Here is an 11100-nt window from a genome sequence, read left to right on the forward strand (position 1 = left end):
GCAACGGCGTCCAGCGGATCGAGAGCCCGTCCATGACGCTCACCCCGCATCCGGGAACACGGTCGGGTCGGGCATCGTGACCTCCTTGTTCGACGATGTACGACCAGTCTGGCGGGCGGCACGCATCTGGACATCCGCGCTGCACACGGTGCCACCACTGAGCCGCTACGGAACAGCCACTGACGTACGCCATCCTGGCAGGCGTGGATCCGGGGTCATGCTCTCGCGGAAGTTGATGCGCTCGGCGATGACCTCGACGGTCTCCCCGCTGCTGGTCGTGGACTTCTTCGTCCGGGTCTGCAACCGCTGTTCCCAGGCGGCGGCAATCTCGGCAGGCAGTCGCGTGTGTCGATGCCGGGGTGATGCCGCTCGATGTCGGCCCAGAATTGGCTCCCGAGTGGGTAGGCCAGCGTCCTCAGACTGACGTAGCCCAGGGCGGGCCGGCGCTCTTCCAAGTACTCCACCAGCATCCGTTAGAAGACTGCGGCGTCAATCGCTATCTTGGGTTCTTGGCCCTTTCTCGCAGGTCAGAACGAGATGATCTTGTTAGCCTTGTAAGGCACGGTGCTGAACCGGGCAGCCATAAGCGCGAGGTTCGCGGCCCTGTCCCTCAAGCGCGGTGAGCACCAGGAGGTGGTCGGCGTTCCCCGGCAGCGGCGGCCGTGGCGCGGTATCGGCCAGCGCGTCCGCCGTTCATCCCTTGCATGGGCCCGGAATCCCCAGAGGTGCGTTGGTGTTGCCGCCGCCGACCACCAGCGCGTCGGCTTCGGCCAGCGCCGGCTCGGGGTTCTGCGCCAGGTGTCGGCCACAGCCGTGATGTTCGGCATGGTGCTGCGGTGGAAGTTGGCCGTGTCCGCCAGCCACTGGCGTGCCGCCTCGGGCGCGCTCTCCACTCGTGCCTCCAGGTCTGCCACGACCGCGCTCTGCCGCTCGGCCAGGTCTCGCACGGCCTGGGTGATCTGCTCGATCAGCGGTGGCTCGGGTGGTGGGGCGAAGTATTCGGCGGGGAAGTCCAGTTCGATGATCTGGGTGCCCTGATAGGTCGTGGGCTCGGATACTTCGTGGCTGAGCACGACGGCGGGATCGTCCTTCTGGAAGCTACTGGCGTCGGCCAGGATGGTCTTCCGCTCGCAGTAACGCCCTGCGCGCCAAGACCGACAAGTCGCCGCACACGCTGGGTCATGACGGCCACCCCGATACCGCATACCGTCGCCATGGTCGCCTACGGCAACCATCGGAGCGCCCCCCTCCGTGACGAACCCTACTCGGGGTCCGCAGTCCGGAAGGTTGGGGGCAGGGCAACCTTCCGAGGTGATGCCACAGGCGGTGGTGGGCCAGGTCGGCGAGAAATGGGGTACGGCAGAACCCGGCGCAGAGGCGGTCAGCGAGCACGGGGCCAGCTAAGTCAGCGAGCGAAGATGGTCTGGGTAGGGCCGCAGGTCATGGACTCCCATGCCGTCCACCGACAGACGGAGGCGCCGATGTGGGTGATTTCCTCGACCGGCCCGTCAAGGTACATCTGGAACGGTGTCGTAGTCTCCAACGCCGTCGGCGAGCAGGCAGGATCCGAGTATGACCACCGCTTGATGTAATATCCGGCGCCCGCAGGCTGGTAGCTGGTCTCGATGAAGGCCCTGGCACACTGGCCGGCGTATGCCCAGATCTCCCCGTCGACCACGCCGTTCTCGTACGTCCCGGACATCGAGGCGAGGTACGTCGGGTGGTACAGAGGACCCCAGAACACTAGGAACAGTGCCACGAGTTTTGTCATGGTCAACAGCGTCAGGGATCACCGGCGGCGCCGCATGAGTAGGGCATGCTCAACTTACGCCGGGCGATCAGCACGACAGGCAGAGGATGCCGATACACGAAGTCATTCGACCCGGATGTCCTCGTTCACCACGGCGGACGCCTGGATCGCGTCAGCTGGATGTTGGTCACCCGTGCCGTCCAGCCGGGGATTGCATGGCATGACGGGACGATGGAGCCGGGCTCCGTAAAGGTGAAGGCATGCTATATGGCGCCTGGCGCGGCACTGGCAGGTTGAACAGCGCGAATTGATCCATCGGGGCCTCGCCGGGTGGATAGTCGGCCGCGAGCCTGCAGGTCACCTGATGTACGGCGGAGTCGTAGTCGTTCCGCAGCGAGAAGTACGCGCTCGCCAGATAGGAGCCTGCGGGCACGGACAATCTGGCGACCGGCTTGAGCGTGTCCTGGAACTCGATGTTTTCGTGTGCAGGGTTGTGCACAGGTGAGCGGGGCAGTGCGTTCCGCATGCCACTCAGTTTGTCGCTCAGCGTGCTCTCCGTACCACAGCGTCCAGATCATCGCCCGTCTCGAGGCTTAATGACCGCGCATACACCATCGTCATGGGCCAGAGCGGTGACCACCTGGAAGTCCCCGCCAACACCGGCCTGGAACTACACGGCAGTCGCCTCGACTATCCTGCTGCCGCCCGACGACCACCTGGCCGGCGTCGGCTCGCTGTCGGATGCGGACCTGCCCGACGGCCTGGTCGTCGCCGAGGACGGCGTCGCGTTGGCGACCCGGTGGATCGTCCACGGCGACGAGGACGTCAAGGTTGAGGCAGGCGCATGGACATCTGCTACGGACTGCTGGAACCCAGCGTGGAGGAGCATTCCGTCCTGGATGCCGTCATCTCACCTTCATACACAAGACCTCGGCCCTTATCGACCCCGATCCGCTGCGCGTCGGCGTTGCTATGACCCACCATCCGTTGACGGGCTCTCCGGGCCTACCTACGCTCGCGCCCTGCTGGTCCTCAGGGATGAGCGCCGGTTGGGATTTCTCAATGGTCCAATCAGCGACAATGGTCCCATGGAAGCCGCCGCCGGTGGCGACCTCGCCTGGCTCGCACGCCGCGAAGGTGGAGGCTCTCTCCCCCTGGGGGACGCGGACGTCGGCGCCAACTCGTAAGACGGGCCCGCTGGCACCCACGCCAGGCGGCCCTTGGGGCCCCTGGGCACCCTGTGGGCCTTGTGGGCCAGCCGGACCCTGTGATCCGACCTGGTTCCAGCTGATCGGTGTTTCGACGACCAGGCATCGCTGTCCCTCGGCGCGATCGATGACCCGCAGAACTCCGGTCAGCTTGGCGACGCAGCCGTTGAACACGCCGTCTCCATCGGGGATGGCGGCATACGCCACCACCCCGCCGCCGAGCACGAGGACGCCTGCTCCGGTCAGAACGCCCAGGGTTCGCTTCAGTGCCATGTGTCCTCCGAGATTCAGGCCTGAGCTTGCTACGGGAACTCTGGTTCCTGCGCCGCGTTCGCGCATGAGTAGGCCTCTACTCAAGTGCCGATAGCTGCTGCGCATCGGGCAATGCCCTCAAACCGATCTATGACATTCTCAATCGCACCGTCGATAACGCCGTGAAGCGGGACAAGGTCAAACGGAACATAGTTGGCCTGTGCGACGTCCCCTAGGGATGTGCTGGACGGTACACAACGTCGAAGGCCCAGGCCCAGGCGCTCGTACTCGGCATACACCGCGGTGCCCCGCGGGCCTTCCGCCGCCTGGACCACGACCCGTCGCTTATCTGGGGTGGTTGAGCGAAAGCGCTGGTCAGGAGCTCGGGAAGGTGTAAGGCACGTCAGCCACGTAGGAGTTCTCCGAGTTGTGCTTCTCGGTCTGCGCGGATGCGCTGGAGGGCCTGGCGGAGGCGTTCGGCGGGGACTTCGAACGCTGCGAAGTGTCTGGGATTGCCGTACTGGTACGGCCCGTACACCGGCGGCCGCCAGTCGCCGTCGACCATGGCTCCGCGCTGGAGCACGTCCCGGTTGAAGAACGGCGCGGATGCCCAGCGACCCCGCTCCGGCTGGTCCAAATCGCTCTCCCGGGCTTGCTCTCCGCCCATCTTGTCCTCGGCCCGTCCGGCGAGCTCCCAGTCCCGGTAGGTGTCGGGGTGCCACCCGAGGGCGGCGGCGATCTGGACGCGGCTCTTGCCCACTCGCACGCGCAGATGCACGATCCGCTCGCCGTCGCGCAGGTCACACAGGTCGAGAGGTTCGGGCGAGCCGACCGCACGAGCCAGCCGCGGCAGGACCGGAGCGCGAGGGCGGCGGGTGCCGGCCAAGTAGAAGTTCACCGCCCGCTCCGACAGACCGGCAGCGGCCGCGATCTCCGCCACTGTCAGCCCCTGTGCCTCCCGAGCGGCGCGTGGGCGCAGGCAGTCGTACCCGCAGTCGGCCTCCGACACGGAACCTCCAGCAGACGATGGTGCGGGTCTTGCCGGACGCCGACGTGCCACATTCCCCTGAACTAACCGTGGAGACGGACGGGGGTCCGACGGTGCGCTGCGTACGCTTCCACCGTTTGTTCAGGGCGAAGTCTGGAGCACGGCACATCCCTTACGCAGCTGACGTGACAGAACAACCCCTGGATGTCCGTAAGCCACGTGCGCACCACCCCCACATGCCCTACGTGCCTGACGCCTCACGGCGACCCCAGATAACGCCGGCGCCTTCAGCACCTGCGCCCAGCTGACCTCACCTGCAGCGACAGGGTTGTTCGACAAGGCGATCATCCAGTGCGGTGGCTGCTCGATGCGCCAGCTGGGCATCGACCCCGCCGGAGGAGACACGATCTGGCCGTCCCGGCAGGCCGGCGAGCGCATCGCCGCAGCTGTCGCCGAGCCGGTCGCATGCACGGACGCGACGCGGACGATGCCCTGCCCGCGCACCGTCTTCGGCCGGGCCGCGAAGCGGGTGTCGGCAAGGTATCCGGACGGCGCCCACGGCTCGCCTTCCCTGGCATGGGCGGCCATCGCCACCGACCGCGGCTGGACCTGCCCGACCCTCTCGGGCAACCGCCTGCTCGCCCGCAAGACCGCCGTCTATCAGTACGAGTTCGCCGACAGCGACGCCCCCAGACCGGCCGGTTTCCCCGTCCCCCGCACCTTTCCCCTGGGTGCCTACCACGGCGCCGAACTGTCCTGTCTCTTCGACGGATTGGGAGCCGCCATCGACACCCGTTCCTCATCCGGCCAGCGCCGGCTGGCCGACCAGATGATCGGCTACTGGACCGACTTCGCCGCCACGGGCAACCCGAACGGTCCCGGCCTGCCCCCGCTGGAAGCCGCTGACCAGTACCAGCGCGAACGATGTCCACACCCTGACCCCGGATGGACGCGACGGAGATGTCGCAGCACAACATCACTGCCGCTACTGGGCCACGCACAGCTGAGGGGACCTTCTCACCCTCAGCCCGTCGCGCCGTCACGATAAGGGTCAAGCAGCCGGCGGCTGATTCGACGGATCGAGGCCACGTTCGGAACGTGGGGTTCAGTCCCCGACCTGCCCGGTCACAGTCGTGCCGTCCAGTCCGGCGAGCAGGTCGCGCAGCAGGTCGGCGAGCTGGTCGCGGCGTTCGGGCGCGAGGTGGCCGATGAGGCGGTCCTCGGTGGCGAGCAGGTCGGCGACGACGCGGTCGAGCAGGGCGTTGCCCGCGTCGGTGAGGGCGACCGCGCGCGCGTGGTAGCCCGACCCGGCGGTGGTCCGTTCGACCAGCCCGGCCCGGGCCGCCCGCTCCACGCGCTGGGTGATCGCGCCGCGCGTCACCATGCACGCCTCGGCCAGCTCGCCCGCTCTCATCCGGTACGGCGGGCCGCTACGCCGCAGCGTGGACAGCAGATCCAGCGTCGCGACGTCCACGCCCAGCTTCGCCAGGAGGCGGCGACGCTCGTCGCCGAAGACCTTGGCCGCCCACCAGATCCGGGTGATGACTCCGATCGACTCCACCGGGACGCCCGGCAGCTCGCGCCGCCAGGCGTCCTGGATGGCGTCGGCGCCGTCGCGCGGCGGGTCAGCGGCCACGTTCGGCGCCGCCGTTCACCTGGATGATCTGCGCGGTGACGTGCCCGGCATCGGGCGAGGCGAGCCAGTGCACGGTCCCGGCGATGTCCTGCGGCGTGCCGGGCCTACCGGTGTGGGTCTGCGCGACGAGCGTCGCGCGGCGTCCGTCGTCCAGGGTGCCGCCGAAGAACTCGGTGTCCTCGATGAACCCCGGGGCGACCACGTTCACCGTGATGCCGCGCGGTCCGAGAGCGGTGGCCAGGTCGAACGCGTACGGGTGCAGGGCCGCCTTCATCGGGCCGTAGGAGGTGCCGCCCGAACCCCGCAAGGCCGCGATCGAGCTGATGAACACGATCCGCCCGGACGGGTTGAGCAGCTCGCGGAACGCCTCGGTCGCCAGCACCGACGTCAGCACGTTGGCCCGGAAGTTGCCCGTCCACCGCTCCGCGAGGCCGCCGGAACCGCCGTGCGTCTCGACGTTGCCGCCCGCGTTGTTGACCAGCACGTCGATCGTGGCGAAGCGTTCGGTCAGGTCGGCGCGCACGCGCTCGACCTGCGCCGGCTCGCTCAGGTCGGCCGGCAGCGCGGTGGCGCCGATCTCCTTGGCTGCCTGCTCCAGCGTGTCGGCGCGGCGGCCGATGATCACGACTCGGTCGCCGTCGGCAGCGAAGCGCGCTGCCACCGCCTTGCCGATGCCGGTGCCCCCGCCGGTGACCACCGTTCTGCGTGTCATGTTCATCCCTCCTTGGAGTTTAGACCTAAAGTCAGCCTAGCAAAGGGAACTGGATGCCCTCGAGGGCGGCGGGACGCTCCAAGGTGGCGGAGGCCGTGCAGCACTGCTCAACGCAGCCTACGCGGGACGGCCCAGTGCTCCCGAAGCTACGGCGAGGGGCAAGTCTCGACGGGGCACGCCACGTAAGCCGGAAAGGGGCAACGGCGATCAGCGCACTGGCCAGAACGTCAATTCTGCTCGACCCCTCTGGATAACGATCATGTAGCGCCTGCTTGGATGCAGGGCCACGGGCGGCTAAATGGGGGGATGACATAATCACGCCAAGAAATCATGGAGCAGCAGGCCGACATCATCCGCCTGCTGCTCCACCGCATCCACGCCCCGCTCCTCGACCCCGAGCGTGTCCGCGGCGTTCTGCCAGTCGCGGCTCCGGCCGAGGCGATCAGGGTGGTCGTCGGCGCCGCCGGCGCCTGCCGGGCTGACCGGCTGACGGCCTACGAGATCCCCTTGCGCGAGGACGACGGCCTGCGCAGCGGTTACGACGGCATCGCCCTGTTGCGCGCTGTGCTCACCACCCCACGCTCGCTCGGCGCCGGTGTCGGCGCCGTGATGGGCATGCCCCTCGTCCGGGTGGACCCCGCAGTCGTCGAGCTCGCCGAAAGCACACCGGACGATCAAAGGTGCATCGAACCGTGTGTCCGAACCCCGCTTGCGGCAGACCAGCGAGGTACGACGCGGGGGACCGGGGGAGAAGGGCACCGTCCGCGAAGCGGCCATGGTGACGGGGGCAACGCCCCTATGCCATGGTGACGGCATGTCCGAAGATCAGATCCCCACGCCGGTCCCGCTTCCCCCGCCCCTGCGCTACCTGACTGAAGCCGAGGACAACGCCGTCTGGGGTGTCATCGTCGCCGAACCACCAGAGAATCGGGATACGGCCCAGCTCCTCATCTTCCGTGCTCTGGGCGTTTTAGGCCTGTTCGGGCAGCCGGGAGTGAATTTCCCCGAAGGGTTCTGCAACGCACTGAAACTGGCATGGGACACCACACAGCAGTTCGACAGCATATATCTCGGGATGTGGTTCCGATGCAACAACGTTCCCGGCCACAGCGGCATCGACCACTACACCGTCGGAATGGATTGGTCTGACGGCGAGCCCGGCTCTGTGCCCGCCACCGGGACAGACTGACGGCCTCACGGCGCGCTGCGCAGCTCAGGGCTCAATCGTTATCTTGGGTTGTTGGCCTATTCCCGCAGGTCAGAGCGCGACGATCTTGTCAGGCACGTAAGGCACGTGGACCGTACGGGCGATGGAGGAAGGGCGACTACTTGGAGGAGAGCGAAGGCGTGTGGCGCGACCAGCTCGACGAAGGAGCCGGAATGCCTTGCCTGGGCGGCCCGCCGACCGGCGGTTGTCCCAACAGCCCGAGACCGCGAACTGCCGCCGTGCCGATCACGGACGATGAGCGCTCAACCATCACTGGAGTGGGCACTTACGGAGCGCGCGTCGTAGGCCCGCTGCCGGGCGCCGATGTCGTCGGCGTGTTCGACCGCCCAGGTGTAGAGGTGCAAGAACGGCTCACGCAGCGACTCGCCGAGTGGCGTGAGCGAGTACTCCACCCCTACGGGCGAGGTCGGCAGGACACGGCGTTCGATCATGCCGTTGCGTTCCAGACGACGCAGGGTCTGGGTGAGCACGCGCTGGGTGACTCCCTCGAGCCGGCGCTTGATCTGGTTGAACCGTTTCGGCTCGGCCAACACCGCCATCGTCATCATCGACCACTTGTCCGCGATCTGGTCGAGGATCGGACGGGTCGGGCAGTCGGCGCGGAAGGTCCAGTCCGGCTCGCTGGTATCGGTCACCTAGGTATCCTCCGCGATGCTTGAGATGCCAAAAGTGCGTTATTGACGCCCCCGGGCGATCACCCAACCATAGGTATACATCAGATACCTAGCGGCGCGGCAGCCACTGTCGCATTGCCGCCGCCTCCGGATAGGAGTCCTCCGGCGTGAGCCAGCCCACCTTCTCCACCCTCCACGTGACGCGCGACCGCGGCGTCGTCAAGGTCGTCATCGACAACCCTCCCGTGAACGTTCTCAGCCTGGCGATGATGGCCGACCTGATGACGCTGCTGACCACCTTGCGGGAGGACGAGACGGCCAAGGTTGTCGTGTTCGAGAGCGCCGACCCGGAGTTCTTCATCGCCCACGTCGACATGACGCTCGTGGACGACGAGGACGCCACCGCCGACCCGACCGCCGGGGCGCCGGCCGGGCTCAACGTCTTCCAGGCACTCGGCGAGGCCCTGCGCACCCAGCCCCAGGTGACGATCGTCAAGCTGACCGGGATGGCTCGTGGCGGAGGGGCCGAGTTCGTCGCGGCGGCCGACATGAGTTTCGCGGCGATCGGCCGGGCCGGGCTCGGCCAGATGGAGGTGCTGGGCGGCATCGTGCCCGGTGGCGGCGGCACGCAGTACCTGCTGGCCCGGGCGGGCCGCAACCGCGCTCTGGAGATCGTCCTTGGTGCGGATCTGTTCGACGCGCAGACGGCCGAACGCTACGGCTGGGTCAATCGCGCGCTGCCGGCCGACGAGATCGACGCGTTCGTCGACCGGCTCGCCCGAAACATCGCGGACCTGCCGGACGGCACGATCGCGGCCGTCAAGAGTGCCCTGCCGCCGCAGGACCTGGCTGCCGGGATGGTGCGCGAGCACGAGGCATGGGCACGTCAGTTCGCCCGGCCCGCTGCGGAGAAACTGTTCCGCAGCGCGCTCGCGGCCGGCGCGCAGACCCGCGACGGCGAGCGGCGCCTGGAGCAACTGCTGCGCTCGGTCACGCTCTGAGAATCTTCAGCCGACCGGCAGGCTGGCCAGGGTCGTGGCGCAGGAGCCGGGGCTCGCCGGTCGGGACGCCGTGGCCTCGCTGCGCAGGATCCCAAACCGGCCCGGAGCTCCCATAGCTACGGCGAGGGGCAGAGTAGGCGGTGATCCCGCTTTCTACCTAGGGGTTTCTGGGGCTCCGTGGATGATGCGGTAGATGGTGGAGCGGCCGACGCTGTACTCGGTGGCCAGGTCGGCCAGGGAGACCTCGCCTTCGGCGTAGCGGCGGCGGATGGAACGCCGCGCCGGTTCGGGCAGCTTGGGCTGCTTGCCCTTGAGCTTGCCGTTCTTCTTGGCCAGGGCCATGCCTTCGCGGGTGCGCTGGTGCCCGATGTTCGCTTCGAACTCCGCGACCATGGCGAGGGTCTGGAGGAACAGCCGGCCGAACGGGTCGCTCCAGTCGTGGATGGATGCGCCCAGCCCGAAGTGGACACCGCGGCCAGACAGGTTGCAGGCATGTAACTGCGGTGCCGCTTTGCGCGTCGCACCCGGCGGGGCATGGGCACTGCCGGAACGACAAGAAGGGATCCGCCCCTTGATCACACGCTCGTGCTGCTGAAGGATGAAAAGGGCCCCTTACGGGCCGAACCAAGCGCCGAGGTTCAACAGTTAGATGATCCGCTCTGAGCAGCAGTGATCAATCACTCCCGGCCCGCTGAGCTGAAGCTCATGTCGCCGTACCGATCGCCGGCGACGAGGGAGGCGAGCTGGTCCAGCTCGGTGTCGCCAAGCTTCAGGCCGTACACCTCGCATCTCAGGTAACTGAGAAGCCTCGGGCTGTCGTCGGGCGCCAGGTCGATGGCCATCTTGAGGTATTTCTCGGCGTCGGGGAACCGGTTGGACAGCAGCCCTACATAGCCGCGCTGGCGGGCCGCATGCACGTTCGTGGGGTCTGTCTTCAGGATCTCCTCGTACGCGCGGCCGGCCCTCTCGAACTCCCCGGCCTTGAACAGCGCGTCCGCGTCACCGCTGCCGGCTGACGCCGTGGCCGCCGCACCCAGCAGCGGCGCGGTCGCGGCGGCACCGGCCAGCACGGCGGCGCCCCGGAACACCGAATGCCGGTCCCATTTCCCGTCATCAGCCACGCCTTCTCCCTTTCGTGATCGCCTTTGTCGTAACGTTCTGTCCCAGCGGACGGTCACAGCAGCCCCGGCCGGTTCACCTCGCCCTGCTTGATGAGGAGACGCCGCAGTCACCGAGGCCACCCCGGCCGAACAGCATCGACCCGACGCGAGCGGCCGGATCGCTCCGTAACTCGCCCGCCGGTCCAACCCGTTCACTGTCTGCTGGCCGCATCCCCGCCTCGTTCGCGCCGTGTCATGGTTGTGTCACAGCCGCGTCGGTGGTGGCCGCCGCCGGGGAAACCGTGACATGCGGCGACAACGCACGCGCATTCGCCGCCAAGCGTGGTTCGTCATGCGCTTCAGGCCGAGCTGCACCTGCAACACGATGACCAGCGTCGCGTTCTTCGCCGCCCCCTGGCGCGCCGCCGTCCTCATGGGGTCGGGTCGGCCGCCCGCCTGCTGAACGTCGTCCAGCAGGCCGGCGGCGCGCCGGGGATCGCCGTCCTCGGCAGCGTCTTCCTCCACGGCCTGGGGCGGCGGGGGCGGGCCCGGCCCCCCCGCGCGGCGGCCGGGCGGGGGGGCGCGCCCGGGGGGGCGGGGGGCGGGCCGGG

General features: G+C 68.1%; 14 protein-coding genes. 3 read left to right on the forward strand and 11 right to left on the reverse strand.

Annotation, left to right across the window (positions count from 1 at the left end):
* Positions 1 to 527 precede the first annotated feature (527 nt).
* From ACWEPL_RS63770 to ACWEPL_RS63785, 4 genes are all read right to left on the reverse strand, one after another.
* A complete protein-coding gene (locus ACWEPL_RS63770) occupies positions 528 to 1073 on the reverse strand; it encodes a hypothetical protein (protein WP_452442662.1) in 546 nt (181 codons plus the stop codon).
* A gap of 332 nt (positions 1074 to 1405) precedes the next feature.
* Entirely contained in the window at positions 1406 to 1771 is a 366-nt protein-coding gene (locus ACWEPL_RS63775; protein WP_452442664.1) for a hypothetical protein, read from the reverse strand.
* A 166-nt stretch (positions 1772 to 1937) separates the two neighbouring features.
* Entirely contained in the window at positions 1938 to 2276 is a 339-nt protein-coding gene (locus ACWEPL_RS63780) for a hypothetical protein (protein ID WP_452442666.1), read from the reverse strand.
* A 1337-nt stretch (positions 2277 to 3613) separates the two neighbouring features.
* A complete protein-coding gene (locus tag ACWEPL_RS63785; protein WP_452442668.1) occupies positions 3614 to 4219 on the reverse strand; it encodes a helix-turn-helix domain-containing protein in 606 nt (201 codons plus the stop codon).
* Between the two features lie 346 nt (positions 4220 to 4565).
* Here ACWEPL_RS63785 and ACWEPL_RS63790 point away from each other — a divergent pair, with 346 nt between their 5' ends.
* Entirely contained in the window at positions 4566 to 5246 is a 681-nt protein-coding gene (locus tag ACWEPL_RS63790; RefSeq protein ID WP_452442670.1) for a carboxylesterase family protein, read from the forward strand.
* A 57-nt stretch (positions 5247 to 5303) separates the two neighbouring features.
* Here ACWEPL_RS63790 and ACWEPL_RS63795 read toward each other — a convergent pair whose 3' ends face one another.
* From ACWEPL_RS63795 to ACWEPL_RS63805, 3 genes are all read right to left on the reverse strand, one after another.
* Complete coding sequence (locus ACWEPL_RS63795) at positions 5304 to 5834, reverse strand: MarR family winged helix-turn-helix transcriptional regulator (protein WP_363973427.1); 531 nt, start codon at positions 5832 to 5834, stop codon at positions 5304 to 5306.
* The gene (locus ACWEPL_RS63800; protein ID WP_452442672.1) at positions 5824 to 6546 is read right to left on the reverse strand and encodes an SDR family NAD(P)-dependent oxidoreductase; all 723 of its coding nucleotides are present in this window, start codon (positions 6544 to 6546) and stop codon (positions 5824 to 5826) included. Before ACWEPL_RS63800 ends, ACWEPL_RS63795 begins: the two co-directional genes overlap by 11 nt.
* A gap of 315 nt (positions 6547 to 6861) precedes the next feature.
* Positions 6862 to 7224, reverse strand: a complete 363-nt coding sequence (locus tag ACWEPL_RS63805; protein WP_452442674.1) for a hypothetical protein — start codon at positions 7222 to 7224, stop codon at positions 6862 to 6864.
* Positions 7225 to 7360: 136 nt separating this feature from the next.
* On the opposite strand from ACWEPL_RS63805, the gene ACWEPL_RS63810 reads away from it, so the two are divergent.
* On the forward strand, positions 7361 to 7735 hold the full coding sequence (locus ACWEPL_RS63810) for a hypothetical protein (protein WP_452442676.1): 375 nt from the start codon (positions 7361 to 7363) through the stop codon (positions 7733 to 7735).
* Between the two features lie 281 nt (positions 7736 to 8016).
* Here ACWEPL_RS63810 and ACWEPL_RS63815 read toward each other — a convergent pair whose 3' ends face one another.
* A complete protein-coding gene (locus tag ACWEPL_RS63815; RefSeq protein ID WP_452442678.1) occupies positions 8017 to 8409 on the reverse strand; it encodes a winged helix-turn-helix transcriptional regulator in 393 nt (130 codons plus the stop codon).
* A 146-nt stretch (positions 8410 to 8555) separates the two neighbouring features.
* Here ACWEPL_RS63815 and ACWEPL_RS63820 point away from each other — a divergent pair, with 146 nt between their 5' ends.
* Positions 8556 to 9389 carry an enoyl-CoA hydratase/isomerase family protein gene (locus tag ACWEPL_RS63820; protein WP_452442680.1) on the forward strand — a complete coding sequence of 278 codons (834 nt, stop codon included), beginning with the start codon at positions 8556 to 8558 and terminating at the stop codon, positions 9387 to 9389.
* Between the two features lie 153 nt (positions 9390 to 9542).
* On the opposite strand, the gene ACWEPL_RS63825 is transcribed toward ACWEPL_RS63820, so the two are convergent.
* From ACWEPL_RS63825 to ACWEPL_RS63835, 3 genes are all read right to left on the reverse strand, one after another.
* Positions 9543 to 9968, reverse strand: coding sequence for a recombinase family protein (locus ACWEPL_RS63825; RefSeq protein WP_452442682.1), 426 nt, complete (start codon positions 9966 to 9968; stop codon positions 9543 to 9545).
* A gap of 98 nt (positions 9969 to 10066) precedes the next feature.
* Positions 10067 to 10510, reverse strand: coding sequence for a tetratricopeptide repeat protein (locus ACWEPL_RS63830; RefSeq protein ID WP_452442684.1), 444 nt, complete (start codon positions 10508 to 10510; stop codon positions 10067 to 10069).
* A 243-nt stretch (positions 10511 to 10753) separates the two neighbouring features.
* A complete protein-coding gene (locus ACWEPL_RS63835; RefSeq protein ID WP_452442686.1) occupies positions 10754 to 11014 on the reverse strand; it encodes a hypothetical protein in 261 nt (86 codons plus the stop codon).
* Between the last annotated feature and the right edge of the window lie 86 nt (positions 11015 to 11100).

Source organism: Nonomuraea sp. NPDC004186, assembly GCF_053603495.1.